Below are 26386 nucleotides of genomic sequence, written 5' to 3' on the forward strand. Positions count from 1 at the left end.
GATGGGTCTGTGAACCGATGGCCGACGACTGGTCGAGCCCCCTCCAGGCGATCGCCCCACAGCATCGCCCAGCATATCCATTTCTATGCATGTCGTTGTCTCAAACCGCTATGCGGTCTTGAGCGGCATGCATCCCCCGTGATCGCCGATCATGGTTGATAATCCGTTGACGGCGCTCGACAAGTACCCCGATTTGCGGAAGCAATGGCGGCAAATCGATGACATAAGGGTCGGGCGAGAGCCCTGGAGGATGCGGATGCGGATCGTCGTCAGGATCGTCAGATGGCTGCTTGGCCTGATCGTGCTGGCGGTCGTCGCGCTGTTTGCCTGGCTTTACATCGCGCCACCCGAACTGATCCGCGTCGGCTCCGGCTATTCGGCCAAGATCGTCTGCTCCAATGTCTTCATAGCCGGGCGCGATCCCAACGAGGTGCTTGCCGTCGACGTGCAGGCGCCCGGACACCCGCTGCTGCGGCTGATGCGGGTCTCGGTCGACAAGAACCGGGGCACGGTTTCCGCCGGCCTGCTTGGCTTCCTCGGCAAGAGCGAGGCGGTTTCCCGTGATGGATTGGGCTGCGCCTCGGTGCCCGACGGCGATGTCGGCAAGGCGCGGCGCACGGCGGTCCATGTCGAACCATCGGCGACCAGCCAGGACACGCTGTGGCCCGAGGGCGAGCGGGTCGAGGCCTCGCAGGATCCGGTGATCGGCAAGCTGCTGGACGACGCGGCGCTGACCGGGACCGGCATGCGCGCGGTGGTCGTGGTCAAGAACGGCCGCGTCATCGCCGAACGCTATGGCGACGGTTTTTCCGCCAAGACGCCACTGCTTGGCTGGTCGATGACCAAGACGGTGAACGCCGCCATCATCGGTACGCTGGTCAAGGACGGCAAGATGGCGGTCGACAACAAGGGCCTGTTCGCACCGTGGAAGGCGGATGGCCGCGCCGCGATCAGCCTTGCCGACATGATGGCGATGTCGAGCGGACTTGAATTCAACGAGGACTATGGCGACGTCGCCGATGTCACGCGCATGCTTTATCTCGAGCCGGACATGGCGGGCTTTGCCGTATCCAAGCCCTTGGTGGGCGAGGTCGGCAAGGTGTTTTCCTATTCGAGCGGCACCGCGGTGATGCTGTCGCGGCTGTGGCAGGATGCGATCGGCGACAAGGCCAAGGCGCTGACATGGCCGCGCACGGCGCTGTTCGAGCCGCTCGGCATGCACAGCGCCGTGCTCGAAACCGACGAGCAGGGCACGTTCGTCGGCTCATCCTATCTCTACGCCACGGGGCATGACTGGGCCCGCTTCGGCCAGTTCCTGCTGCAAGGCGGGGTCTGGAACGGCAACCAAATCCTGCCGGCCGGCTTTGTCGACTGGATGCGCGAGCCGGCGCCGGCCTCGAAAGTCTACGGCAAGGGCCAGTTGTGGATCGAGGCGCCGGGCGACGAGGAAAGCCCCGGTGCCGGTGTCGCCGCCGGCCTGCCCAAGGACACCTACTGGATGGAGGGGCATGACGGCCAGACGGTCACCATCATTCCCTCCGAGCAATTGGTGATCGTGCGGCTGGGGCTGACCCCGGCCAAGCTCGGCTACCGCCCGCAGGCAATGGTGGGTGCGCTGGTGAAGGCGCTGCATTAGCTCCTTTTACCCTCCCTTTGATGGGGAGGGTCGGCGCGCAGCGCCGGGGTGGGTGCCTAGCGCTTCACCCCCAACCGCGCCTTCGGCGCGACCTCCCCCATCGAGGGGGAGGCAAGGTTGCGCGGCCCGATCACGCCAAGCCAGGCGTAACCGCGATAAAGCGTGCGGAAACGGAAGGTTGCGCCGGTTCGCCGAGATTCCGATTCCAGGACTTCACGCAGGGTTGAGCGCGGCGTGACGTGGAATTTTTTCAGCCAGCCGCGCAGCATTGCCCGGAACCAGCCCGGCAGGCCTTCCTGCTGGCCGAAATCGACGACATGCAGCGAGCCATCGGGGGCCAGCGCCGCAAGGGCTGCCGACACCGTCTTTTCCCATCCCGGGATCATCGACAGCGAATAGGAGACGAAGACGCGGTCGAAGCGCTCGATGCCGTAAAGGGAGCCCGCATCGAAATCGGTGGCGTCGCCCCTTGCCAATGTGACGCGGCCGGTCAGGCCTTCTCGGTCGATCGCCTTGCCGGCGGTCTCCAGCATCTCGGCCGAGATATCGAGGCCGAAGAAGCGGGCATCGGGATAGCGACGGGCGGCAAGGATGATGTTGCGGCCGGTGCCGCAGCCGAGTTCCAGCACGGTGCCGCCTGCCGGCACGTCCAGCTCCGATATCAGCCGGTCGCGGCCGAGCAGATAGTATTTGCGGGTCAGGTCGTAGATGTGGCGCTGCCAGCGGTAGACGCCGTCCATCAATTCGGCATGGCTGGCCGGCAGCTCCGTCGTGCTCATGCCGCGCGCTTCACATAGAGGTGGAAGCCGCCATAGATGGCCGAGCGGTCGCGGGCCGAGAATTCGCGCGACGCCTCGTCCTGATAGTCCCACTGGTCGAGCAGCGAGGTCGAGACGCGGCCCGGCAGCAGGCTGGGCTCGGCGGCGGTGCGGAAGATGACGCGGGCGCCGGCGGAGGCGGTGCGGCTGATTTCCGACCACAGCGCATTGAGCTGGTCATCGGTCATCCAGTCCTGCGCGTCGAGCAGGATGAAACGGTCCACGGTGCCGGCGTCCTTGCCGGCCAGGAACTCGATCAGATTGGCATGGTGGATGGCGACGCGGTCGACATTGCCGCGGATGGTGTCGTAGTTCCGCTTTTCCAGATAGGCGGGCAGGGCGGCCTCGCCGGGATTCGGATAGCGGCGGGCAAAGGCCTGCCAGGCGAAGTAATTGTTTTCCAACGGAAAGTCGCAGGCGAGCTTTTCCAGCCGGGCCTTCAGCACACTGGCCATTGTGCCGTCGCCGGAGGTGATCAGCGAATCATACTGCGCCGGCGGAATGCCGAGGCCGAAGAGCGAAGCCTTGCGCGATGTTGCCCATTTCAGGAGCTTCTTGTCGAAGACCGGCGCAAGCTCCTCGTTGAAGAAGCGGCGCTGTTCGCCGATGTTCCTGGCTTCCATCATGCGGGCCGGGTTGACGCCGAAGAATTTGGCTGTGCGGTGACCCATGGCGATGAACAGGCCAAGCAGGCCGGTCTGGTAGAAATTGCGGTCGAAAACACCGATGCGCCTGACGCCGCGCCAATTGCGGCGCTCCCAATAGTGGCGGCTCACCGGGTCGAGATGCGGCGCGATGAAACGGTCATAGGCTTGCGAATTGTGGCTGGTGTCGGCGGCGCCGAAGAAGCGGAACAGGTCACCCTGCGAGGGCAGGCGGCGCACCGCCTCCAGCTTCATGCGGTTCAGCGCGATGTGCGCGGCGTTGAGGTCGACGGCGTCGATCCGTGCCGGCGAGCGGGTGAGGTAGGCCAGGATGTTGCAGCCGCCGGAAGCGATCGTGACGATGCGGTGACCCTGGCCGAGCTGCATGGCCTCCATGTCGACATCGGGGTCTTCCCAGATCTGCGGATAGACGAGGCCGGAAAACAGAAGGGCAAACAGCCGCTCCGAGATGCCGGCTTTGGAAAGCGGGCGGTTCTGGTAGACGGCCTTTCCAACTTCCTTGCCGCGGCGAAAAACCAGATCCGAGGAGACGTCCGTCATGACAAAGTGATTCCCCATTTGCTTTGGCGCAAGCGGGTACCGCAGGGTCATGACAGGCCGGTGACAGTCGGAGGCGTCGATAATTCCACTGCGGTGGCCATCTGACGCGGCCCTCTTCGCTTCCGGTGCTCATGGACTCCAATGTCCGCTCCGCTCCGGTTCTCGAAAGCCACGCCACCTGACTCGCCGCAGCGAATTCTCGAAGCCTTCTCAGGCGCGGCCAAATCCACCCGGTGTCGGCGTCGTCAGGATAACTGCCTCACCGGCATCGAGCACGGTCTGGTCGCAGGCCTTCAATACCTCGATCGCCCCGTCCTTGCGACGAACCTTGGTCGAGCCGACCTCGCCGTCGCCGCCACCGTCCAGCCCCTGCGGCGGACGGTTGCGGTGCGAGGACAGGATCGCGCATTCCATCTTTTCGAGGAAGCGGATGGTGCGTTTGGTGCCGTCGCCGGCGCTCCATTTGCCCTTGCCTCCGGAGCCCTCGCGGATGTGGAAATCCTCCAGCACCACGGGAAAGCGCAGTTCCAGCACTTCGGGATCGGTAAGGCGCGAATTGGTCATGTGAGTGTGCACGCCCGAGGTGCCGGCAAAACCGCGGCCGGAGTTCATGTGGCCAGCCGGGGAGCCGGAGCAGATCGTCTCGTAATACTGGTATTTCTTGTTGCCGAAGGTCAGGTTGTTCATCGTGCCCTGCGCATTGGCCATGGCGCCCATGGCACCGAACAGCGCATTGGTGACATGCTGCGAGGTCTCGACATTGCCGGCGACGACAGCGGCAGGATAGGCAGGCTTCAGCATGCAGCCATCGGGAATGACGATGTTGATTGGCCGCAGACACCCGGCATTCATCGGGATCATGTCCTCGACCATGACGCGGAAGGCGTAGAGGACCGCCGCGCGGGCGACGGGCTCCGGCGCGTTGAAATTGTTCTTCATGACAGGTGACGTACCCGTGAAGTCGACCGTCGCTTCGCGCTTTTGCCGGTCGACCGATATCTTCACCTTGATCACCTGGCCGGTATCCGTGGGATATTCATAGGCCGATGTGTCCGGCAGCCGCTCGAGCACGCGGCGCACGCTTTCGGCGGCGTTGTCCTGGACGTGCCCCATATAGGCCCCGACGACATCGAGGCCGAAATGCGCGACCATCTTGCGCAACTCGGCGACGCCTTTCTCGTTGGCGGCGATCTGTGCCTTGAGGTCGGCGATGTTCTGGTGCGGGTTGCGGGCCGGGTAGGGGTGATCGGTCAGCAGCGTCTGCAGCTCCGTCTCGCGGAAGCGGCCGCGGTCGACGATGCGGAAATTGTCGAACAGCACGCCTTCCTCGTCGACCGTGGTGGCGAGCGGCGTCATCGAGCCGGGCGCGGTGCCGCCTATATCGGCGTGATGGCCGCGCGATGCCGTCCAGAACAGGATATTCCTTTGGGTATCGTCGAAAACGGGTGTCACCACCGTGATGTCAGGCAGATGCGTGCCGCCATTATAGGGAGCGTTCAGGGCAAAGACGTCGCCGGGGTGGATGTCGCCGGAGTTCAGCCGGATGATGGTTTCGACCGAACGGTCCATCGAGCCGAGGTGCACCGGCATATGCGGCGCGTTGGCGACGAGCGCCCCGGTGTGGTCGAAGACGGCGCAGGAAAAATCCAGCCTTTCCTTGATGTTGACGGAATAGGCGGTGTTCTGCAGTGTCACGCCCATCTGCTCGGCGATCGACATGAACAGGTTGTTGAAGACTTCGAGCATCACCGGGTCGGCTGATGTGCCGAGGGCGGCGGCCCGCGCCTTCCTTTCGGTGCGGCGGATCACGACGTGGTTGAGGTTGGTGATTTCGGCCCGCCAGCCCGGTTCGACAACGATGGTCTGGTTCGGTTCGATGATGAGAGCGGGGCCTGCGACCAGATTGGATGGGCGCAGGTTTTCGCGAAGATGGATGCCGGCTTCATGCCAGCGGCCTTCGGTGTAGATGCGCCGCGTTCCAGAAGCGCCAGCTTCAATCCTCGCAGGTCCGGCGGGCGCATAGGCTTCGGCGCTGCCCTCGCCGATTTCGCTGCCCTCGACGCCGACCGTCTCGACGATCATCGGCTTGTCGTCATAGACGAAGCCGAATTGCGCCTTGTGGGCGATTTCGAAATCGCGCTTCGCCTGGAAAATCGAGTCACTTTCGAAATTCACCGGCAGTGTCGTGTCGGTGCCGTCATAGCGGATGTGCAGCACGGGCCTGGTCGCAACCCTGTCCTCGGTGATCCCTTGCGCCGCAAGCTCGGTGATGACGGCCTTTTTCAAGATGGCGATGAGGCTGCCGATCTCCGTTCTGGATTCTTCGGCAAGCGGCTTGAGCAACGCCTGCTGGCGCGAGGCAAAGACCGACGCCAGGCCGATGCCATAGGCCGAAAGCAGGCCGGAGAAGGGATGGATCAGCACAGCCTCCATGCCGAGCGCATCGGCGACCAGGCATGCGTGCTGGCCGCCGGCGCCGCCGAAGCAGTTGAGCAGATATTCGGTGACGTCGTAGCCGCGCTGCACGGAGATCTTCTTGATGGCGTTGGCCATGTTCTCGACGGCGATGGTGACGAAGCCCTCGGCAACCGCCTCCGGTGAGCGACCGTCGCCAATCTCGGCGGCAAGAGCCGCGAATTTCGCGCGCACGGTTTCGACGTCGAGCGGCTGGTCCTGGCCGGGACCGAAGATCGCCGGGAAGAAATCGGGTTGCAGCTTGCCGAGCATCACATTGGCGTCGGTGACGGCCAGCGGGCCGCCGCGCCGGTAGGCGGCGGGGCCGGGGTTGGCGCCCGCGGAGTCCGGTCCGGCGCGAAAACGGCCGGCCTCGTAATGCAGGATCGAACCACCGCCGGCAGCGACGGTGTGGATGCGCATCATCGGGGCGCGCACGCGCACGCCGGCGACTTCTGTGTCGAAAGCGCGCTCGTACTCGCCATCATAGTGGGCGACGTCGGTTGAGGTGCCGCCCATGTCGAAGCCGATGACCTTGTCGAAGCCGGCAAGCTTCGCCGTCTCGACCATGCCGACGACGCCGCCGGCCGGACCCGACAGCAGTGCGTCCTTGCCCTGGAACATGTCGGCGGCGGTGAGGCCGCCCGAGGACATCATGAACATGAGGCGAGGGGACTGGTCGCTCCCTTCTTCAGGTGGGGAGACTGGCGCCGCCCCCAGCTCGCCGGCCACCCTCTGCACATAGCGCGACAGGATGGGCGAGAGATAGCTGTCGACCACGGTGGTGTCGCCGCGGCCGACCAGCTTGATCAGCGGCGAGACCTCGTGGCTGACCGAGACCTGGCTGAAACCCAGCTTGCGGCAGACCATTGCCACCGCCTTCTCGTGGTCGGGGTATTTCCAGGCATGCATGAAGACGATTGCGACGGCATCGATGCCGTCGGCCTTCGCCTGCTCGATCGCCGGCCGGCAGGCGGCAATGTCGAGCAGCCGTTCGACGCAGCCATCGGCCAGCACGCGTTCGTTGATCTCGATGACGCGCTCATAGAGCTGCTCGGGAAGGATGATTTCCTTGGCGAAAATATCGGGCCGCGCCTGGTAGGCGATCCTGAGCGCATCGCGAAACCCCTTGGTGATGAGCAGGAGCACGCGGTCGCCCTTGCGCTCCAGAAGCGCGTTGGTGGCGACCGTGGTGCCCATCTTGATATCGTCGATCAGGCCGGATGGGATCGTGGCGCCCGATTCAAGGCCGAGCAGGTCGCGGATGCCCTGGATGGCGGCATCGGCATACGCTTCAGGATTCTCCGAAAGCAGCTTGCGCGGATGCAGCCGCCCTTGCGGGTCACGGCCGATGACATCGGTGAAGGTGCCGCCGCGATCGATCCAGAAATCCCATTTCGCGGCCATGGCTGTAGTCTCCGGCATTTTCGTTTTCAGGTTTCGTTGTTAATGCGCCAACGCGCCGGCAGCAACGCATCCCGTTGATGTTACATGCAGAAACGCAACGTTACGAAACTCATCGACGCGTGGTGCATTGTTTCTCCGAGCGCTCACCGCAATTTGGGCGTGTATTGAAGGAGAGATATTATGAAAAAGCTCATTCTAGCTTCCGTGTCCGCCCTTGCCCTGCTGGGCGTTGCGGCCTGCAGCGACAGCGGCACCGACAAGACCACCACGCAGAGCACCAATCCGCCGGCTGCCGAGCAGCCGATGAAGCCCGCGGCCCCGGCTGACAATTCGACCAAGCCTGCCGAGCCGGCTCCGGCAACGCCTGCTCCTGCGCCCGCGCAGTAGTTTGTAAAGCAGCAAGAGTGTCTTGGGAGGAAGGGCCGGCGTTTCGCCGGCCTTTTCTTGCAAAAGGGCCAGCGGGATCGACAAGGTGCCTCTCGGTCACGGACCCGGACAGGCCGTTATTGGCTTGATAGCGGGGACCGGTTGGCTCTATGAAGCGGGCCATGTCGATTTGGGATCGCCTCGGCGAGTTTATCACTCGGGTATCGTCTTCAGCGACGTCGGGCGTTGCCGACGTCGTCGAGGCTGTGCGCACAGTATTCTCCGGGGATGCGGATCTGCGCCGCCGCGTCGCCTTCTCGGTGGCGATGATCGCGCTGTCGGCCAAGATGGCCAAGGCTGACGGCATCGTTACCCAGGACGAGGTGCGCGCCTTCCAGGAAATATTCGAAGTGCCGCCCAAGGAGACGCGCAACGTTGCGCGTCTGTTCGATCTCGCCCAGCAGGACGTGGCCGGTTTCGAAACCTATGCCGAGCGAATGGCACAGCTGTGCGGGTCGGGACATTCCAATTGCGTCATGCTGGAAGACATACTCGACGGCCTGTTCCATATCGCCAAGGCCGATGGGCTGGTGCATGAGCGCGAAGGCATCTTCCTGCACCGTATCGCCGAGATATTCCGTATCGACGAAGCACATTATGAATCGATCCTGGCCCGCCACGTCAATCTTGGCGCCGGCGATCCCTATGTTGTGCTCGGCATCGAGCGCGGCAAGCCGTTCGAGGAGGTCAAGAAGCGGTATCGCAAGCTGGTTTCCGACAATCATCCGGACCGGCTGATCGCGCGTGGCCTGCCGCAGGAATTCATCAAGATCGCGACGACCAGGGTCGCCGCGATCAACGCCGCCTATGAAATGATCGAGCGGGGCCTGCGGCACGCATGAGCGGCTTCCTGCCCGACGAGCCGAGCGCCGAGGTCAGGGTGTCGCCGAATTTCGGGCTAAGGCGCGATATGCTGAAGCCCGACATGATCGTGCTGCACTATACCGGCATGGCGACGGGGGCCGGGGCGGAGGCATGGCTGTGCGATCCGGCAAGCGAAGTCTCGTCGCATTATCTCGTCCATGAGAACGGCCACATCGTGCAGATGGTCAGGGAAAGCGATCGCGCCTGGCACGCCGGCAAGAGCTCCTGGTTCGGGCGCTCCGACATCAATTCCTGCTCGGTCGGCATCGAGATCGTCAATCCTGGACATTCGCTGGGCTATCCCGGTTTCCGCCGGCGCCAGATCAATGCGGTGATCGGCCTGTGCAAGGGGATTGCCGGGCGGCATGCGATACCCGCCACGCGCGTGCTGGCGCATTCCGATGTGGCACCGGGTCGCAAGATCGATCCGGGCGAGAAGTTCCCGTGGGCTGCTCTGTTCGAGGCCGGTGTCGGCCATCTCGTACCGGCCGCACCCGTCAGGCGCGGAGCCGCGCTGAAGCCCGGCGACAACGGTGCCGATGTCGAAGCATTGCAGTCGATGCTGGCGCTCTATGGCTATGGTGTTGAGATATCGGGCGTTTTCGACCACCAGACACGGATTGTCGTCGAGGCCTTCCAACGGCATTTCCGACCCCGCCTGGTCGACGGGCTGGCCGACGGCTCGACGATGCGCACGCTGCAAAAACTGCTTGCTTCCGTAAGCCGCTGACCTCAGGTCAAGGCGCTGCCCAAGTAATCTTATCCTGAATCAGGTTACAAACTGTCACTCAAAGTGACTTGCCCCGCCTTCATTGGCGCCAATTCGGGCTTCAAAGGGCAATTCGTACAGTTTGTCGGACGTCTTTCCCCCCGGATGTTCCGATAGTAATCAAGCCGCGCCGTGCGAAGATCTTCGAACGGTCCAGACAGAACAGGATCACATGCAGAAATTGACCGTTGTAACGGCAGCTCTTGCTGTCGGCGTAATGACTATTGCCTTCAGTGCGGCTGACGCCACGCCGTTGAGCCCACGGGCCGATCAGGGGCCCGTCACGGCGACCGTCAAGGGCAAGCCCATTTCGGCCAAAAGCAGCAAGAGTGCGAAGGCAACGACGAAGCAGGCTTCCGCCAAGGTGGAAAAGGCCAGCTGGGCCAAAGCGCAGAAATCCACGTCCAAAAGGCAGACGAAGCGTGGCCGCAAGACCATCGACATGACGACAACGGCCTCGATCGGCCTCAGGGATGTCGCCGCGTCGACGGCGGCGGTGGCCAGCGGCGGCCAGTATTCCGCGATCGTCGCTCGCTATGCGGCAAGCTACGGCGTTCCGGTGTCGCTGGCGCACGCCGTCATCAAGATCGAGAGCAACTACCGGCCGAACATGGTCGGCGGCGCCGGCGAGATCGGCCTGATGCAGATCAAGCCGGCGACGGCGCGGATGATGGGCTATAACGGTTCGGCCAAAGGCCTGTTCGATCCCGACACCAACATCAGATACGGCATGAAGTACCTCGCCTTGGCGCAGAACCTTGGCGGCGGCACGACCTGCGGCACGATCCTGAAATACAATGCCGGCCATGCCGCGACGCGGATGAACCCCATCTCGGCCGCCTATTGCAGCAAGGTCAAGGTTCAGATGGCTGCGCTTTGATTGCAAGTTGTGTGAGAGCCGGCGGACAAGCCGGCTTTTTCATTTGCGTTTTCCCGGCTGAACCCCTTTATACGCCTTGCCAGCTGGCTGGGCGGCCGCACCCGCAAACGCCGAAAGGCCGCGAGTGAGGAAAGTCCGGGCTCCATGGAGACACGGTGCCGGTTAATGGCCGGCGGGGGTGACCCCAGGGAAAGTGCCACAGAAAGCAAACCGCCACGACTTTGTCGGGGTAAGGGTGAAAGGGTGGGGTAAGAGCCCACCGCGCGACTGGCAACAGGAGCGGCACGGTAAACCCCACCGGGAGCAAAACCGAATAGGGGCGGTGCGAGGGGAAACCCTCGAGGGCTGTTTCCGGCTCACCGTCCGGGTAGGTTGCGTGAGGCGCATGGCAACATGCGCCCAAGATGAATGGCCGCCACGTTCTCGTCCCGCAAGGGCCGAGGGCCATACAGAACCCGGCTTACAGGCCAGCTGGCAGTTTCGCCTCGAAAAGAAATCCCTTGAGATCAGCAGGTTGCGCCCCAGGCGCGCCTGTCGTGTCCGCGGCGAGGCGATCGAAATCGTCCGCGTGCTGCACGGCTATCGCAACATCGAGGCCGACGACCTCGGTGCGTGACCGGCCCGTCAGCCGCTGATCCTGTCCAGTGACGTCTCGATGGCCTTCCAAAGCTCTTCCACCGGCTCACAGCCGACCGAAAGGCGGACGAACCCTGGCGGCACCGCATCGCCTCGCTTCAAACGCCGCTCGGCCGAGGTGTGGACGCCGCCGAAGGAGGTCGCGGCCTCTATCAGTGGGCAATTGTTGATGAAATCCTCGGCCTTCTCCTCCGAGGCGAGTTCGAAGGAAATGAGGAAGCCGAAGCGCTCCATCTGGGCGCGGGCAAGGTTATGCGAGGGGTCGCCGCTCAAACCGGGAAAACGCACGCCACGCACCGCGCGGTGTTCCTTAAGCCGTTGCGCGATCGTTTCGGCTGAAGAACACATGCGGTCGAAGCGCACCTCGAGTGTTTCGAGGCCGCGATGCACCAGCCACGCTTCGAACGGTCCGGGAATGCCTCCGGCCATTGCGCGCCAGTCCGTCACCTTGGTGACGATGTCGGCGTTGCGGCTGGCGACGTGGCCGAACAGCACGTCCGAGTGCCCGTTGACCGCCTTGGTGTCGGCGGAGACGACGATATCGGCACCCAAGTCAAGCGGACGCTGGCCGAACGGCGTCATCGTCGTATTGTCGACGACAAGGACCCCGCTTTGTTCGTGGGCAGCCTTGGCGACGGCCGAGATGTCGCAAATGTCCAGCCGCGGATTGGACGGTGTCTCCACGAAGACCAGCGAATAGCCTGCGAAGCCGCCGTCGAGGAAGGTCGGCGTCGGCCTGGTGTCGCAAACTATGCCGAGCGGCTTCAGGAAGCGTTCGGCCATCGCACGCGTGGCGTGATAGCCGTCCGCTGGCAGCAGCACGCGATCGCCCGATTTCAGGAGCGCGAAAAACACCGCGGAAATGGCAGCCATTCCGGAGGGAAAACTCACGCATTGCGCATCTTCCAGATGGCCGAGCACATGTTCCACGGCGCGCCAGGTCGGGTTGTCGTAGCGGCCATATTGATCGATGCCGGTCTCGACGCCCGGCGTGTGAAAGATCGAAGCCATGGTCAGCGGCAAGGGGATCGGGTCGCCGTTGGCGAAATCGCGGCTGCGCAAATGGGACAGTTCGGCGGCGCGTGACTTTGCCGTCTCGGACATGAGCTCGATCCTTGTTTTTGGGCGGAAGACGGTTCGACGCTATGCGGGCGGGTGATCCGCGGCAAGCCCAAGTCTTTTGGGCCAGAGGGCTCTAAACGGTTCGTTAGGCTTAATAGACCATAAAGACGAGACGTGCCGTCAAGGCTGCTCTCATTGGCCGCGATGCGCGTGTTTGTGAAGCCTATTCCCGTTGACGCCCATAGTGCCCCATGATATCCCATTTTGACATCAAAGCCTTCGTTCCGCGTCAGGGTAAAGCGTACGCCAATCGGGCAGCCGCGGCGGCTGCGCGTTTGCCGCCCTTTACCCGTGTGGAAGAGCTGGCTGTGGGGCAGGGAACGCGCTGCGGCGGCGCGTGCAAGACGATGAAGAGGGGTGCGGCGGCGCAAGCGGCTGTAGCGTTTAATGGACCGGTTTCTGTCGAACACGGTGAGCAGGATCGATGCGAAGGGGCGGGTGTCCGTTCCTGCGCATTTCCGCGCCGTCGTGCAGAAACGCGGCTATTCGGAACTTTACGCACTGCGCTGCCTCGACCTGCCGGCGATGGATGTCGGCGGGCTCGACCTGCTCGACCGCTACGAGCAGCGCATCGCGCAGGAAGATCCGTTCCTGCAGACGGCGGACGACATGTCTTTCTTCTGTCATGGCGACGGGACCTTCCTGAAACTCGATCAGGACGGCCGCATCACGATGACCGATTTCATCCGCGAGCACACCGGCATCTCGGCGGAGGTGGCCTTTGTCGGGCGCGGCAATTTCTTTCAGATCTGGGAGCCGGGGCGGCTTGCTGCCTATGGGGCGCAGGCGCGGGCCCGGCTTTTGCAGCTTCGGCAGGGGACGAAGCCTGGGGAGCGACCGGAATGACGGTGGGCCACGGCGATGACCTTCCTCACGCTGTAGGTGGGCACGCCGTTGGCGGATCGGTCCGCCACATTCCGGTCCTCCTTGGCGAAGTGCTCGAGGCGCTGGCGCCGACGGCGGGCGACATCATCGTCGACGGCACGTTCGGCGCCGGTGGCTACACAAAAGCCATTCTGGCGACCGGGGCTTCCGTCGTGGCGATCGATCGCGATCCCGACGCCATCGCGGCCGGACGCGATCTCGAGGCGCAATCGGGCGGCAGGCTGAGACTGGTGCAGGCACCGTTCTCGACGCTGGACGAACATGTCGAAAGTGTCGACGGCGTCGTGCTCGACATTGGCGTGTCCTCCATGCAGCTCGACCAGGCCGGGCGCGGCTTTTCCTTCCGCACCGATGGGCCGCTCGACATGCGCATGGCGCAGGCGGGCCTCAGCGCCGCCGACGTCGTCAACAGCTTCAAGCCGGGCGACCTTGCCCGCATCTTCGGCTTCCTTGGTGAGGAGCGTCACGCCGGCCGCATCGCCCGCATGATCGAGGCGCGCCGTGAAAAGCGGCCGTTCGAGCGCACGCTGGAACTGGCGGATGCCATCGAGACGCATATCGGCCGCGCGCCGAAGGACAAGATCCATCCAGCCACCCGCGTGTTCCAGGCGTTGCGCATCTACGTCAATGACGAACTTGGCGAATTGGCCAAGGCTCTGTTCGCGGCCGAACGCGCATTGAAGCCGGGCGGACGCCTAGTGGTGGTGACGTTCCATTCGCTGGAAGACCGCATCGTCAAGCGTTTCATCGCCGACCGGGCCGACGTCGCCACCGGCTCACGTCATTTGCCCGAGGCGCAGGCGCGTACCGCGACCTTCCGCAAGGCTGGCGGTGGCGTGACGCCAGGTGATGCCGAGACCGCGGCCAATCCGCGTGCCCGTTCGGCCAGGTTGCGCGCGGCGATCCGCACCGAGGCGCCGGCGCGAGCCGGCGATTTTTCGATTTTCGGCCTTCCAAAACTTCCCGGCATCAACCTGCCGGGGGAGAGGTAAGCACGTGTTCCGTACCAGCGACATTGTCCTGATCGCCGTCATGGTTTCGGCGGCGGCCCTGACCTACAAGACCAAGCGCGAGGCCGAGGATCAGTTGGCGGCGGTGCAGAAAATCCATACCCAGATCCGCTATGAGGAGGAGACGATCGACCTGCTCAAGGCCGACTGGAGCCTGCTCACCCAGCCGTCGCGGCTGCAGAAGCTCACCGAACTCTACAAGTCGCAGCTCGCACTCGAGCCGGTCAGCGCACGCCAGATCGTGGGCCTGGGCGATCTGCCGGCCAAGGCCCTGGATATCCAGGACATCCTGAACGGACGCCAGGGGGGCATGGCCGACAATTCCGACAAGGCGCCCGCGGGCGACAAGGACCCCGTCGTGACCGGAGGCATCGCCCAATGATCGGCAAACTGCTGAGGCGTCGCGCCAGGACGGGTGAGGACGGATCGATCGTCGTCGAGGGCGCCCGCAAGGCGACAGGCGGCAAGGGCAAGGCGCGCATCGTCATGACGATGGCGGTGTTCTTCGGCATCTTCTCGACCATTTCAGGTCGGCTGGTCTATCTCGGCTTCCAGACGCCAGATCTGTCGGGCGGCCCGCAGAGCCGGGTCACCGCCTCGCGGCCCGACATTGTCGATCGCAACGGCGAAGTGCTGGCGACCGACATCAAGACAGCGTCGCTGTTCGCGGAGCCGCGCCGCATCGTCGATGCCGACGAGGCGATCGAGAAACTGTCGACCGTGCTGCCCGAGATCGATTACGAGCAGACCTACCACAAGCTGAAGAGCGGCGCCGGATTCGTCTGGCTGCAGCGGCAACTGACGCCCAAGCAGCAGGCCGATATCATGCAGCTCGGCATTCCCGGTTTCGGCTTTCGCACGGAGAAGCGCCGCTTCTATCCGAGCGGCGAGACCTCCTCCTACGTTGTCGGCCTGACCAACATCGACAACCAGGGCATCTCCGGCATGGAGAAATATATCGACGAGCAGGGCCTGAGCGACCTGCAGGCGTCGGGCCTGGCGGTGGCCAAGGATCTCAAGCCGGTGAAGCTTTCGATCGATCTGCGCGTCCAGCATGTGGTGCGCGACGAGATCGCCGCCGGCCTGGAGCGCTATCGCGCCCTGGGCGCCGGCGCCGTCGTGCTCAACGTCAAGACCGGCGAAGTGGTGGCCATGGCCTCGGTGCCGGATTTTGATCCGAACAATCCTTACAACGCACAGGAGAAGGACCGGCTGAACCGTATGTCGGCCGGCCTCTACGAGATGGGCTCGACGTTCAAGAGCTTCACCTCGGCGATGGCGCTCGATTCCGGCAAGGCGACGATGAACAGTCGTTTCGATGCCTCGCATCCGATCCGGGTCGGCCATCAGGCCATTCACGATTTCCACGGCAAGAACCGTGTGCTGTCGTTGCCGGAAGTGTTCCTCTATTCGTCCAACATCGGGTCGGCCCGGGAGGCCGAGCTGGTGGGCATCGAGGGGCACCGGGAATTCCTGCATCGCCTTGGCATTCTGGAGAGGATGCAGACCGAACTGCCGGAAGTTGCCCGCCCGACCGAACCAAAGGTCTGGAAACAGGTCAATTCGTTCACGATCGCCTTCGGCCACGGCGTATCGACGACGCCCCTGCAGGCTGCTGTCGGCTGCGCTGCGCTGATGAATGGCGGCTTCCTGATGAACCCGACCTTCCTGGTGCGTACGCAGGCGGAAGCGATGGCCACCGCCAAGAGGGTCGTGAGCGAAAAGACGGTCGAGGGCATGCGCTACCTCTATTCGCTCAACGCCGAGAAGGGCTCGGCCAGAAACGCCAGAGTCCCCGGCTACCGCGTTGGCGGCAAGACCGGAACGGCCGAGAAGGTCGTCAACGGCCGCTATTCGAAGGACTTGAATTTCAATACGTTCGTCGCCGCCTTCCCGATGGACGACCCGCAATACCTCGTCTTTACGATTGCCGACGCCCCGCACCCTGAAAAGCCTGGCATGACGGACGTCGCGGCGGCGAATGCGGGGGTTATGGCCGGCAATATCATCAGGCGTTCCGCGGCCATGCTTGGCGTGAAACCAGATTTCAGCCATGAAAATGGTGCAACGTTGGTTTCCTATGAGTGATTCTTGGGGCGCGCCGGCGACTGCGCGCTATTTTATTGCGGTGAACGGAACTCGATGAAGCTCAGAGATCTAGCCGGTGTCCTGCCAGTCGAAGGAACAGCTTCCGCCGATCTGGAGGTTACCGGGATTTCGTCCGATTCCCGGCAGGTAAAGCCCGGCGTCGTCTTTTTTGCGCTCGCCGGCACCAAGGCGGACGGCGCGGCCTACGCTGCCGACGCGGCCCAGCGTGGCGCGCTTGCGATCGTGACAAGCAAAGGCGGTTCCGTTACCGGACTGCCGGTTCCGGTGCTGGCGGTCGATGATCCGCGCCTGGCGCTGGCGCTGAGTGCTTCCCGCTATTTCGGCAGGCAGCCGCAAACCATGGTGGCGGTGACCGGCACCAGCGGCAAGACCTCGGTCGCCGCCTTCACCAGGCAGATCTGGGAGCAGGCAGGCTATGCCGCGGCTTCGATCGGCACGACCGGCGTGGTGGCGCCAGGTCGCAACGAATATGGCTCGCTGACCACGCCCGATCCGGTCGCCCTGCACCAGTTGCTCAAGGAATTGGCCGATGCCGGCGTCACCCACGCTTCGATGGAGGCTTCCAGCCACGGGCTCGACCAGCGCCGGCTTGACGGCGTGAAGCTGGCGGCCGGCGGCTTCACCAATCTTGGCCGCGACCACATGGATTACCATCCGACGGTCGAGGATTATCACCGCGCCAAGCTGCGCCTGTTCGACACGCTGTTGCCGAAAGGCGCGCCGGCGGTGATCTTCGCCGACGACCCATGGTCGGCGCCGACCATCCAGGCGGCGCGGGCCGCCGGGCTCGACGTGCTGACGGTTGGCCGCCATGGCGATTTCCTCACGCTGAAGCGGGTCGAGCACGAACGCCATCGCCAGCGCGCCGAAGTGGAGGCCGAGGGCGTGCTTTACGAAATCGACCTGCCGCTGGCCGGCGATTTCCAGATTTCGAACGCGCTGGTTTCAGCGGGGCTTGCCATCTCCACGGGAACGCCTGTCGCCAAGGCCTTGATGTCCCTGGAGAAACTGAAGGGCGCGCCGGGCCGGCTCGATCTCGTCGGGACCACCGCCGGTGGCGCGCCGGTCTATGTCGACTATGCCCACAAGCCCGATGCGCTGGAAAATGTGCTGGCCTCGGTACGCCCGTTCACGACGGGCCGCGTCATGGTCGTGTTCGGCTGCGGCGGCGACCGCGACCGGGGAAAAAGACCGATCATGGGCGAGATCGCGACCCGGCTTGCCGATGTCGTCATCGTCACCGACGACAATCCGCGCTCCGAAGTGCCCGAAACGATCCGCGCCGCCATCATGGCCGCTGCTCCAGGCGCCATCGAAATTGGCGACCGGCGCAAGGCGATCCACGAGGCCGTCGGCATGCTTCATGCCGGCGACACGCTGATCGTGGCCGGCAAGGGCCATGAGGAAGGCCAGACGATCGGCTCCGAAACCCTGCATTTTTCAGATCATGAGGAAGTCCGCGCCGCTTTGCGGGAGCGTGCCGCATGAGTTTGTTGTGGACCTCCGAGGCGCTGGTTGCCGCCATGGACGGGAGGCCTCTCGGGCCCATGCCCGAAGGCATATCGGGCATTTCGATCGACAGCCGCAGCCTGGAGCCGGGTGACGCTTTCTTCGCCATCAAGGGCGAGGCCATGGACGGCCACGACTTCGCAACCGCGGCCATCAAGGCCGGCGCCGGCGTGCTGGTGGTGGCGGAAGGCAAGCTGCCGTCGCTCGGCCGGCTGACGGCGCCGATCATCGTCGTCGAGGACGTGCTGATCGCACTGGAAAAGCTCGGCGTCGCATCGCGGAACCGCTCGCAGGCCAAAATCATCGCTGTCACCGGTTCGGCCGGGAAGACCACCACCAAGGAAGCGCTGCGCCATGTGCTGTCGGCGGTCGGCAAGGTGCACGCCTCGGCGCAGTCCTTCAACAACCATTGGGGCGTGCCGCTGACCCTGGCCCGCATGCCCGCCGATTGCGACTATGCCGTGTTCGAGATCGGCATGAACCATCCCGACGAGATCCGGCCGCTGGTGAAGATGGTACGGCCGCATGTCGCCATCGTCACCATGATCGCGGCCGCCCATCTGGGTTTCTTCCGCAATCTGGATGAGATCGCCAAGGCCAAGGCCGAGATTTTCCAAGGGCTGGAGCCCGAGGGTGCCGCGGTCCTCAATCGCGACGACGCGCGCTTCAAGCTTCTGGACAAGATGGCGCATGCCGCCGGCGTGGAGCATGTCTACGGCTTCGGCGAGAATGCGCGCTCGACCTTCAAGCTCACCAAATGCGAATTGCATGCCGACCACTCCGACATCGCCGCCAGGATTGGCGGCCATGACATGATCGCCCGCATCGGTGCGCCCGGCCGGCACATGGTTCAGAACGTGCTGGCGGTATTGGGCGCGGCGCAGCTGATGGGCGCCGACCTCGACAAGGTAGCACTGGCCCTGGCCGATCTCTCGGCCGAGCGCGGCCGCGGAAAACGCCATGTGCTGCGGCATCCCGGTGGCTCGACTTCGAGTCACCCCGGTGGCTCGACTTCGAGTCACCCCGGTGGGCCGATCACGCTGATCGACGAGAGCTATAACGCCAATCCGGCCTCGATGGCGGCTGCCATGGCGCTGCTCAACGCAACGCCGGTGACGGGCGAGGGCCGCCGCATCGCCGTGCTCGGCGACATGCTCGAACTCGGCGAACATTCGGCCAAGCTGCACGCCGCACTGGCCGATCTCATCGTCGGCACCGGCACACGGACCGTCTTTCTCGGCGGGCCGGAAATGCGGGCGCTGGCGGAAGCGCTGCCAGGCGACATCAAGACGGAATACCGCGCCGGCGTCGAGGAACTGAAGCCGGTGCTGATTGCCGCGCTGAGGCCGGGCGACGTGGTGATGATCAAATCGTCGAAGGGCATCGGTTTTGCAAAACTGGTCGATGCGCTGCTGGGCAAGTACCCGGCTGAAACGACAACCAGCAAACTGACCTAGTCGGGGGACGAAAGCGCATGTTTACACTGCTGGTCGATTTCGCGGACAAGGTCTCGGTCTTCAACGTCTTCCGCTACATCACCTTCCGCACCGGCGGGGCGCTGATCACGTCGGCGCTGATCGTCTTCATCTTTGGGCCGACGATCATCAATTCGCTGAGGCTGCGCCAGGGCAAGGGGCAGCCGATCCGCGCCGACGGACCGCAAACGCATTTCAAGAAAGCCGGCACGCCGACGATGGGCGGCCTGATGATCCTGTCGGGCATCATCGGCTCATCGCTTTTATGGGCGAACCTGTCGAGCATCTATGTCTGGGTGGTGCTTCTGGTGACGCTGGGTTTCGGCTCGATCGGCTTCTATGACGACTATCTGAAGGTCACCAAGCAGTCGCATCTCGGCTTCTCCGGCAAGGCACGGCTGGCGCTCGAATTCGTCATCGCCGGCATCGCCGCCTGGGTGATCATGCATAACGGCCAGGCGCCGTTCTCGTCGTCGCTGACATTCCCCTTCGCCAAGGAATTCATCATCAACCTCGGCTGGTTCTTCATTCCGTTCTCCTGCTTCGTCATCGTCGGCGCGGGCAATGCGGTGAACCTGACCGATGGCCTCGACGGTCTGGCGATCGTGCCGATCATGATCGCTGCGGCATCCTTCGGCGTCATCGCCTATCTCTCGGGCAATGCGGTGTTCGCCGAATATCTGCAGATCCATTTTGTTCCGGGCACCGGTGAACTGGCGGTCGTGCTGGGCGCCGTCATCGGCGCTGGCCTCGGCTTCCTCTGGTTCAACGCGCCGCCGGCGGCGATCTTCATGGGCGACACCGGTTCGCTGGCCATGGGCGGCCTGATCGGCACGGTGGCGGTCGCCACCAAGCACGAGATCGTGCTGGTCATCGTCGGCGGATTGTTTGTCGTGGAAATCCTGTCGGTTATCATCCAGGTCGGCTACTTCAAGATGACCGGCAAGCGGGTGTTCCTGATGGCACCGATCCACCATCATTTCGAAAAGCTCGGCTGGACCGAAAGCCAGGTGGTGATCCGTTTCTGGATCATCGCCGTGATCCTGGCGCTGGTCGGCCTGTCGACCCTGAAGCTCAGATAGGACCGCCCCTTGATCCCCGCCGCATCCTTCGCAGGCAAGCAGGTTTCGCTCTTCGGGCTCGGCGGCTCGGGGATCGCGACGGCGCGCGCGCTGATCGAGGGCGGCGCGCAGGTGCTGGCCTGGGACGACAATCCCGACAGCGTCGCCAAGGCGGCAGCCACCGGCATCGCAACCGCCGACCTGCGTGGCGCCGACTGGGCGAAATTCTCCGCCTTCGTGCTGTCGCCGGGTGTGCCGCTGACCCATCCCAAGCCGCACTGGACGGTGGAGCTCGCGCGTGGCGCCGGCGTCGAGGTGATCGGCGACATCGAACTGTTCTGCCGGGAGCGGACGCTCAGCGCGCCAGCGGCGCCTTTCATCGCCATCACCGGCACCAACGGCAAATCGACGACGACGGCGCTTACGGCGCATATTCTGAAGGCTTCCGGCCGCGACACCCAGATGGGCGGCAATATCGGTCGCGCGGTGATGACGCTCGATCCGCCGAAGCCCGACCGCCACTATGTCGTCGAGTGCTCGTCCTACCAGATCGACCTTGCGCCCTCGATCAATCCGACCGCAGGCATCCTGCTCAACCTGACGCCCGACCATCTCGATCGCCACGGCACCATGCAGCACTACGCCTCGATCAAGGAACGGCTGGTGGCGGGCAGCGAGACGGCGATCATCGGCATCGACGATTCCTGGTGCGCGCAGATCGCCGAAAGGCTGGAGCGGGCAGGGCGGCAGGTTATCCGCATTTCCAAGCGCCTGCCGCTGACCGACGGCTATTTCGCCGACGGCACCAATCTGATGGAGGCCGTGCATGGCCGCTACAGCAAGGTCGCCTTCCTCGAAGGCATCGGCTCGCTGCGCGGCCAGCACAATGCGCAGAACGCGCTGGCTGCCGTCGCCGCTTGTCTGAAAGTCGGGCTGGACCTTGGCGAGATCCAGTCGGGGCTCGAAAGCTTCCCGGGTCTCGCTCACCGCATGGAGCAGGTCGGCCGCAAGGACCATGTGCTCTTCGTCAACGACTCCAAGGCGACCAACGCCGATGCGGCGGCTCCCGCGCTGTCGAGCTTTCCTCGTATCTACTGGATCGCGGGCGGCCTGCCCAAGGAAGGCGGCATCGAGCCGCTGCGCGGCTTCTTCCCGCGCATCGCCAAGGCCTATCTGATCGGCGAGGCGGCGCCCGCCTTTTCGGCGACGCTGGGCGAGGCTGTGCCCTACGAGATATCGGGCACGCTGGCCGCCGCGGTCGCGCATGCGGCGCATGATGCGGCCAGGGACGACAGCGGCGAGGTGGTGGTGCTGCTGTCGCCGGCCTGCGCCAGTTTCGACCAGTTCAAGAATTTCGAAGTTCGCGGCGAAGCCTTCAGGCAAGCTGCGAGCGCTATAGATGGCGTCAAACCCATCGGAGGGGCACGATAATGCAGAGCCGTCTCGATAAAAGTCCCGTCGCAACCTGGTGGTGGACGATCGATCGTTGGTTCCTGGCGGCGTTCCTGTCGCTGATGGGGCTCGGCATCGTCTTGTCCTTCGCCGCCAGCCCGGCGGTGGCCGAACGCATCGGCCTCGACAGTTTCCACTTCGCCACCAGGCAGATCATCTTCACCGTGCCGGCGCTCGGCGTGATGCTGGCCGTCTCCTTCCTCGATTCCAGGGAGATCCGGCGCATGTCGCTGATCATGCTGTGCCTGATGCTGGTACTGATGGTGGCGGTGCTCTATGTCGGCGTCGAGGTGAAGGGGGCGCGGCGCTGGGTCTCGCTCGCCGGCCTGTCGATCCAGCCGTCGGAATTCCTGAAGCCGGCCTTCGTCATCATGTGCGCCTGGCTGTTCGCCGAGCACAAGCGCCAGCCCGACATTCCGGGCAATCTGTTCGCCATGCTGCTCCTCGTGCTGGTCGTGTCACTGCTGGTGGCGCAGCCCGATCTTGGCCAGACCATGCTGACGACCGGCACCTGGGGCATCATGTTCTTCATGGCGGGGCTGCCCTGGCTGTGGATCATCGTGCTGGGTGCCGCCGGCGTCGGCGGTGTCTTCGCCGCCTACACGGTGTTTCCGCACGTTGCCTTGCGCATCGACAAGTTCCTCACCGGCGAAGGCGACACATTCCAGGTCGACATGGGACGCGACGCGCTGATCAATGGCGGCTGGTTCGGCGTCGGGCCGGGCGAGGGTACGGTCAAGCGGGTCATCCCAGACAGCCATGCCGACTTTGTCTTCTCGGTCGCGGGCGAGGAATTCGGGCTGATCATGTGCTTCTTCATCATGTCGATCTTTGCCTTCATCGTGCTGCGCGGCCTTAACACGGCGCTGAAGGAGCATGACGATTTCACCCGCTATGCGGTCGGTGGCCTCGTCACCGTGTTCGGCCTGCAGGCCGTTATCAACATGTGCGTCAACCTGCAGCTGGTTCCGGCCAAGGGCATGACGCTGCCCTTCATCTCCTATGGCGGCTCCTCGCAGATCGCCATCGCCATCTCGATGGGCATGGTGCTGGCGCTGACGCGCAAGCGGCCGGAAAAGCGCAAGCAGATGGGCTTTACGTTGCCGCAACGCGCCCTGCCGGCGGAGTGACATGGCGAGGGGTGTCATCCTTCTCGCGGCGGGCGGAACCGGTGGACATCTGTTTCCGGCCGAGGCGTTGGCGCATGAGCTGATCGAGCGCGGCTGGACGGTGCAGTTGGCGACCGACGAACGCGCCGAGCGGTTTGCCGGCCACTTTCCGGCCACCGCCATCCACCCGATCCAGTCGGCGACGATGGGTTCGAAGAATCCCATTGCCGTGCTCGGTGCCTTCTGGAAAATCTGGCGCGGCGTGCGTCAGGCCTCCGCCATTATCGGCAGGATCAAGCCGGACGCGGTGATCGGCTTCGGCGGCTACCCGACCCTGCCGCCGCTCTATGCGGCAACGCGGCGCAAGGTGCCGACGCTGATCCACGAGCAGAACGCGGTGATGGGGCGCGCCAACCGGGCGCTGGCCGGCCGTGTCGATGCCATCGCCGGCGGCTTCCTGCCGCAGGACACAAGCGCCGCTGGTGCCAAGACGGTGACGACAGGCAATCCCGTCAGGCCGGCTGTGCTGGAGGCGGCCAAGACTCCCTATGTGGCGTCGACCGGAGAGCAGCCCTTCCGCCTGCTGGTGTTCGGCGGCAGCCAGGGCGCCCAGTTCTTTTCCGATGCCATGCCGGGGGCGATCGCACTGCTTTCGGATGCCCAGCGCAAGCGGCTTGCCATCACCCAACAGGCGCGCGCCGACGACGTGGCGCGGGTCAAGGCGGCCTATGCCGCCCTTGGCGTCGCCGTCGAGGTCTCGCCCTTCTTCACCGACATGGCGGCGCGCCTGGCGGCAGCGCATCTGGTGATCTCGCGCTCCGGCGCCTCGACCGTCTCGGAGATCGCCGTCATCGGCCGGCCGGCGCTGCTGGTGCCCTATCCCTATGCGCTCGACCACGATCAGGCGGCGAACGCGGCTGCCCTTGCCGCCGCCGGTGGTGGCGAGGTGCATCCGCAATCGACGCTGTCGCCCGAGCGCATCGCGGCCCTCATTGGCGGGCTGATGGACAATCCCGAGCGGCTGGCGGCGATGGCCGCTGGCGCGAAATCGGTCGGCAGGCCCGACGCGGCACGGTTGCTCGCCGATCTCACAGAGGCTATTGCGTCCCGCAAAAGCGTATCGGATTTCAAGAAGGGGACGCACGCATGAAGATGCCGCAGACCATCGGCCTTGTGCATTTCATCGGCATTGGCGGCATCGGCATGAGCGGCATTGCCGAGGTGCTGCACAATCTCGGCTACAAGGTGCAAGGGTCCGACCAGGCCGACAGCGCCAATGTGCAGCGGCTGCGTGACAAGGGCATCGAATGCTTCGTCGGCCATAAGGCCGAGAATCTCGGCGACGCCGAAGTCATCGTCGTCTCGACGGCGATCAAGAAATCCAATCCGGAGCTGAAGGCCGCGCGGGAAAAATTGCTTCCCATCGTGCGCCGCGCCGAGATGCTGGCCGAGCTGATGCGCTTCCGCCAGGCGGTGGCGATCGGCGGCACGCACGGCAAGACGACGACGACCTCGATGGTGGCGACCTTGCTCGAAGCCGGCGGGCTTGATCCGACCGTCATCAATGGCGGCATCATCAATGCCTATGGCACCAACGCCCGAATGGGCGACGGTGAGTGGATGGTGGTCGAGGCCGACGAGAGCGACGGCACCTTCCTCAAGCTGCCAGCCGACATCGCCGTGGTCACCAACATCGATCCCGAGCATCTCGACCACTATGGCAGTTTCGACAATGTGCGGGAGGCGTTCCGCCAGTTCGTCGAGAACGTACCTTTCTACGGTTTCGGCGTGATGTGTACCGACCACCCTGAAGTCCAGGCGCTTGTCGGCCGCATCGAGGACCGCCGCGTTATCACCTATGGCGAAAACGCGCAGGCCGATGTGCGCTTTACCAACCACCGCATGGCCGGCGCGACCTCCGAGTTCGACGTGGTGATCCGCGACCGCAAGACCGGCGCCCAGAAGACAATATCGGATCTGCGCCTGCCGATGCCCGGCCGCCACAATGTCTCGAACGCCACCGCGGCGATCGCCGTCGCGCATGAGCTTGGCCTGTCCGCCGAGGCGATCAAGAAGGGCCTGTCGTCCTTCGCCGGGGTCAAGCGCCGCTTCACCCATACCGGTTCGTGGAACGGCGTCGATGTGTTCGACGACTACGGCCACCATCCGGTCGAGATATCGGCGGTGCTGAAGGCGGCGCGCAGCGCCACCAAGGGCCGCGTCATCGCCATTGCCCAGCCGCACCGCTTCACCCGGCTGCATGATCTGTTCAACGAGTTCTCCGCCTGCTTCAACGACGCCGATACGGTGATGGTGGCGCCAGTCTACGCTGCCGGCGAAGACCCGATCGACGGTGTCACGTCGGACGAATTGGTGTCGCGCATCCGTGCCGCTGGCCATCGCGATGCACGCTACATCGAGGGGCCGGCGGCGATCGCGCCAATCATTCGCGACCTGGCCAAGCCCGGCGACTTCGTCGTCTTCCTCGGCGCCGGCAACATCACCCAATGGGCCTATGCCTTGCCCAAGGAGCTTGCCGCCTCATGATGCACGGCCAGGTCCTGATCGACAGACTCGGCGACCGGCTTGCCGGCCTGCGCGGTCGTCTCACGCCGAATGCCGAGATGGACAAGATCACCTGGTTCCGCGCCGGTGGCCTGGCCGAAGTGCTGTTCCAGCCGGCGGACGAAGAAGACCTTGCCGCGTTCCTGCGCGCGGTTCCTGAAGAGATACCTCTTACCGTCGTTGGCATCGGCTCGAACCTGCTGGTCAGGGATGGCGGCATCCCGGGCTTCGTCATCAGGCTTTCGGCCAAGGGCTTTGGCGAGGCAGAGGTCGTCTCACCGATCAGGATCAAGGCCGGGGCGGCGACGCCCGACAAGCGCGTGGCCGCCCTGGCACTGGAAGCGGGCATTGGCGGCTTCCATTTCTATCACGGCATTCCGGGCGCCATTGGCGGCGCGCTCAGGATGAATGCCGGCGCCAATGGCGTCGAGACGCGCGAGCGCGTCGTCGAGGTGCGCGCGCTCGACCGCAAGGGCAATGTCCAGACGCTGAGCAATGCCGACATGGGCTATGCCTATCGCCATTCGGCGGCGCCTTCCGGGCTGATCTTCACATCGGCCCTGTTTGAGGGCTTCGCCGAAGACAAGGCCACGATCAGGGCGGCAATGGATGCGGTGCAGAACCATCGCGAGACTGTGCAGCCGATCCGCGAGAAGACCGGGGGCTCGACCTTCAAGAATCCGGAAGGCACGTCGGCCTGGAAGGAGATCGACAAGGCGGGCTGCCGCGGCCTGATGATCGGTGGCGCTCAGATGTCGCCGATGCACTGCAACTTCATGATCAATACCGGCACGGCGACCGGTTACGACCTCGAATATCTCGGCGAGACGGTGCGTGCGCGGGTGCTCGAACATTCCGGCATCCGGTTGCAGTGGGAGATCAAGCGCATCGGCAATTTCCGTGCCGGACATGCAGTGCAGGAGTTTTTGGGCCAGCTGCTTTAGTGCCGGCTGAAGTTCACGTGATGGATGAACTTCAACGCGTCCGCAGAACG

At 64.2% G+C, this 26386-nt stretch carries 21 protein-coding genes and 1 other RNA gene; 18 read left to right on the forward strand and 4 right to left on the reverse strand.

Annotated elements, in window-relative coordinates; all coding sequences use genetic code 11:
- Positions 1-256: 256 nt before the first annotated feature.
- A complete protein-coding gene (locus tag EB231_RS16860; protein ID WP_172349794.1) occupies positions 257-1636 on the forward strand; it encodes a serine hydrolase domain-containing protein in 1380 nt (459 codons plus the stop codon).
- Between the two features lie 56 nt (positions 1637-1692).
- On the opposite strand, the gene EB231_RS16865 is transcribed toward EB231_RS16860, so the two are convergent.
- The 3 genes from EB231_RS16865 to EB231_RS16875 form a co-directional block, all read right to left on the reverse strand.
- Positions 1693-2415, reverse strand: a complete 723-nt coding sequence (locus EB231_RS16865; RefSeq protein ID WP_172349795.1) for a class I SAM-dependent methyltransferase — start codon at positions 2413-2415, stop codon at positions 1693-1695.
- Positions 2412-3710: a DUF3419 family protein gene (locus tag EB231_RS16870; RefSeq protein ID WP_172349796.1), complete on the reverse strand. Its 1299-nt coding sequence runs from the start codon at positions 3708-3710 to the stop codon at positions 2412-2414. The genes EB231_RS16865 and EB231_RS16870 overlap by 4 nt, the downstream gene beginning before the upstream one ends.
- 159 nt (positions 3711-3869) lie before the next feature.
- Entirely contained in the window at positions 3870-7520 is a 3651-nt protein-coding gene (locus tag EB231_RS16875) for a hydantoinase B/oxoprolinase family protein (RefSeq protein WP_172352941.1), read from the reverse strand.
- A gap of 180 nt (positions 7521-7700) precedes the next feature.
- Here EB231_RS16875 and EB231_RS16880 point away from each other — a divergent pair, with 180 nt between their 5' ends.
- From EB231_RS16880 to rnpB, 5 genes are all read left to right on the forward strand, one after another.
- The gene (locus EB231_RS16880; protein ID WP_027044745.1) at positions 7701-7907 is read left to right on the forward strand and encodes a hypothetical protein; all 207 of its coding nucleotides are present in this window, start codon (positions 7701-7703) and stop codon (positions 7905-7907) included.
- Positions 7908-8068: 161 nt separating this feature from the next.
- A complete protein-coding gene (locus EB231_RS16885) occupies positions 8069-8788 on the forward strand; it encodes a J domain-containing protein (protein ID WP_172349797.1) in 720 nt (239 codons plus the stop codon).
- Positions 8785-9540 (forward strand): N-acetylmuramoyl-L-alanine amidase, encoded by a 756-nt coding sequence (locus EB231_RS16890; RefSeq protein WP_172349798.1) that lies wholly within the window; start codon positions 8785-8787, stop codon positions 9538-9540. The genes EB231_RS16885 and EB231_RS16890 overlap by 4 nt, the downstream gene beginning before the upstream one ends.
- 211 nt (positions 9541-9751) lie before the next feature.
- A complete protein-coding gene (locus tag EB231_RS16895) occupies positions 9752-10459 on the forward strand; it encodes a lytic transglycosylase domain-containing protein (protein WP_172349799.1) in 708 nt (235 codons plus the stop codon).
- A gap of 79 nt (positions 10460-10538) precedes the next feature.
- Positions 10539-10938, forward strand: an RNA gene (gene rnpB / locus EB231_RS16900) — RNase P RNA component class A.
- A gap of 145 nt (positions 10939-11083) precedes the next feature.
- On the opposite strand, the gene EB231_RS16905 is transcribed toward rnpB, so the two are convergent.
- Complete coding sequence (locus EB231_RS16905; protein ID WP_172349800.1) at positions 11084-12199, reverse strand: cystathionine gamma-lyase; 1116 nt, start codon at positions 12197-12199, stop codon at positions 11084-11086.
- 405 nt (positions 12200-12604) lie between these two features.
- On the opposite strand from EB231_RS16905, the gene mraZ reads away from it, so the two are divergent.
- Genes mraZ through murB form a run of 12 tightly spaced genes read left to right on the forward strand, consistent with a single transcriptional unit; the run spans position 12605 to position 26336 of the window.
- On the forward strand, positions 12605-13063 hold the full coding sequence (mraZ, locus tag EB231_RS16910) for a division/cell wall cluster transcriptional repressor MraZ (protein WP_056573299.1): 459 nt from the start codon (positions 12605-12607) through the stop codon (positions 13061-13063).
- Positions 13060-14094, forward strand: a complete 1035-nt coding sequence (gene rsmH / locus EB231_RS16915; RefSeq protein ID WP_172349801.1) for a 16S rRNA (cytosine(1402)-N(4))-methyltransferase RsmH — start codon at positions 13060-13062, stop codon at positions 14092-14094. The genes mraZ and rsmH overlap by 4 nt, the downstream gene beginning before the upstream one ends.
- Before the next feature lie 4 nt (positions 14095-14098).
- Positions 14099-14494, forward strand: a complete 396-nt coding sequence (gene ftsL, locus EB231_RS16920; RefSeq protein ID WP_172349802.1) for a cell division protein FtsL — start codon at positions 14099-14101, stop codon at positions 14492-14494.
- Positions 14491-16200: a peptidoglycan D,D-transpeptidase FtsI family protein gene (locus tag EB231_RS16925; RefSeq protein ID WP_172349803.1), complete on the forward strand. Its 1710-nt coding sequence runs from the start codon at positions 14491-14493 to the stop codon at positions 16198-16200. The genes ftsL and EB231_RS16925 overlap by 4 nt, the downstream gene beginning before the upstream one ends.
- A 54-nt stretch (positions 16201-16254) precedes the next feature.
- Positions 16255-17709: a UDP-N-acetylmuramoyl-L-alanyl-D-glutamate--2,6-diaminopimelate ligase gene (locus EB231_RS16930; protein WP_172349804.1), complete on the forward strand. Its 1455-nt coding sequence runs from the start codon at positions 16255-16257 to the stop codon at positions 17707-17709.
- Complete coding sequence (locus EB231_RS16935) at positions 17706-19187, forward strand: UDP-N-acetylmuramoylalanyl-D-glutamyl-2,6-diaminopimelate--D-alanyl-D-alanine ligase (RefSeq protein ID WP_172349805.1); 1482 nt, start codon at positions 17706-17708, stop codon at positions 19185-19187. Before EB231_RS16930 ends, EB231_RS16935 begins: the two co-directional genes overlap by 4 nt.
- A 17-nt stretch (positions 19188-19204) precedes the next feature.
- Positions 19205-20287 (forward strand): phospho-N-acetylmuramoyl-pentapeptide-transferase, encoded by a 1083-nt coding sequence (gene mraY / locus EB231_RS16940; protein ID WP_172349806.1) that lies wholly within the window; start codon positions 19205-19207, stop codon positions 20285-20287.
- A 9-nt stretch (positions 20288-20296) separates the two neighbouring features.
- Entirely contained in the window at positions 20297-21697 is a 1401-nt protein-coding gene (gene murD / locus EB231_RS16945; protein ID WP_172349807.1) for a UDP-N-acetylmuramoyl-L-alanine--D-glutamate ligase, read from the forward strand.
- Positions 21697-22848, forward strand: a complete 1152-nt coding sequence (gene ftsW, locus EB231_RS16950) for a putative lipid II flippase FtsW (RefSeq protein ID WP_056573273.1) — start codon at positions 21697-21699, stop codon at positions 22846-22848. Before murD ends, ftsW begins: the two co-directional genes overlap by 1 nt.
- Position 22849: 1 nt before the next feature.
- Positions 22850-23977 (forward strand): undecaprenyldiphospho-muramoylpentapeptide beta-N-acetylglucosaminyltransferase, encoded by a 1128-nt coding sequence (gene murG / locus EB231_RS16955; RefSeq protein ID WP_172349808.1) that lies wholly within the window; start codon positions 22850-22852, stop codon positions 23975-23977.
- On the forward strand, positions 23974-25374 hold the full coding sequence (gene murC, locus EB231_RS16960) for a UDP-N-acetylmuramate--L-alanine ligase (protein ID WP_172349809.1): 1401 nt from the start codon (positions 23974-23976) through the stop codon (positions 25372-25374). The genes murG and murC overlap by 4 nt, the downstream gene beginning before the upstream one ends.
- The gene (gene murB, locus EB231_RS16965) at positions 25371-26336 is read left to right on the forward strand and encodes a UDP-N-acetylmuramate dehydrogenase (RefSeq protein ID WP_172349810.1); all 966 of its coding nucleotides are present in this window, start codon (positions 25371-25373) and stop codon (positions 26334-26336) included. The genes murC and murB overlap by 4 nt, the downstream gene beginning before the upstream one ends.
- The last annotated feature ends 50 nt before the right edge of the window (positions 26337-26386 follow it).

The organism is Mesorhizobium sp. NZP2298, assembly GCF_013170825.1.
Classification (GTDB): Bacteria; Pseudomonadota; Alphaproteobacteria; order Rhizobiales; family Rhizobiaceae; genus Mesorhizobium.

Coding starts and splice junctions, on each gene's coding strand:
- EB231_RS16860 (WP_172349794.1), top strand. CDS start 257: ATGCGGATCGTCGTCAGGATCGTCAGATGGCTGCTTGGCCTGATCGTG.
- EB231_RS16865 (WP_172349795.1), bottom strand. CDS start 2,415: ATGAGCACGACGGAGCTGCCGGCCAGCCATGCCGAATTGATGGACGGC.
- EB231_RS16870 (WP_172349796.1), bottom strand. CDS start 3,710: ATGACCCTGCGGTACCCGCTTGCGCCAAAGCAAATGGGGAATCACTTT.
- EB231_RS16875 (WP_172352941.1), bottom strand. CDS start 7,520: ATGGCCGCGAAATGGGATTTCTGGATCGATCGCGGCGGCACCTTCACC.
- EB231_RS16880 (WP_027044745.1), top strand. CDS start 7,701: ATGAAAAAGCTCATTCTAGCTTCCGTGTCCGCCCTTGCCCTGCTGGGC.
- EB231_RS16885 (WP_172349797.1), top strand. CDS start 8,069: ATGTCGATTTGGGATCGCCTCGGCGAGTTTATCACTCGGGTATCGTCT.
- EB231_RS16890 (WP_172349798.1), top strand. CDS start 8,785: ATGAGCGGCTTCCTGCCCGACGAGCCGAGCGCCGAGGTCAGGGTGTCG.
- EB231_RS16895 (WP_172349799.1), top strand. CDS start 9,752: ATGCAGAAATTGACCGTTGTAACGGCAGCTCTTGCTGTCGGCGTAATG.
- EB231_RS16905 (WP_172349800.1), bottom strand. CDS start 12,199: ATGTCCGAGACGGCAAAGTCACGCGCCGCCGAACTGTCCCATTTGCGC.
- mraZ (WP_056573299.1), top strand. CDS start 12,605: ATGGACCGGTTTCTGTCGAACACGGTGAGCAGGATCGATGCGAAGGGG.
- rsmH (WP_172349801.1), top strand. CDS start 13,060: ATGACGGTGGGCCACGGCGATGACCTTCCTCACGCTGTAGGTGGGCAC.
- EB231_RS16925 (WP_172349803.1), top strand. CDS start 14,491: ATGATCGGCAAACTGCTGAGGCGTCGCGCCAGGACGGGTGAGGACGGA.
- EB231_RS16930 (WP_172349804.1), top strand. CDS start 16,255: ATGAAGCTCAGAGATCTAGCCGGTGTCCTGCCAGTCGAAGGAACAGCT.
- EB231_RS16935 (WP_172349805.1), top strand. CDS start 17,706: ATGAGTTTGTTGTGGACCTCCGAGGCGCTGGTTGCCGCCATGGACGGG.
- mraY (WP_172349806.1), top strand. CDS start 19,205: ATGTTTACACTGCTGGTCGATTTCGCGGACAAGGTCTCGGTCTTCAAC.
- ftsW (WP_056573273.1), top strand. CDS start 21,697: ATGCAGAGCCGTCTCGATAAAAGTCCCGTCGCAACCTGGTGGTGGACG.
- murG (WP_172349808.1), top strand. CDS start 22,850: ATGGCGAGGGGTGTCATCCTTCTCGCGGCGGGCGGAACCGGTGGACAT.
- murC (WP_172349809.1), top strand. CDS start 23,974: ATGAAGATGCCGCAGACCATCGGCCTTGTGCATTTCATCGGCATTGGC.
- murB (WP_172349810.1), top strand. CDS start 25,371: ATGATGCACGGCCAGGTCCTGATCGACAGACTCGGCGACCGGCTTGCC.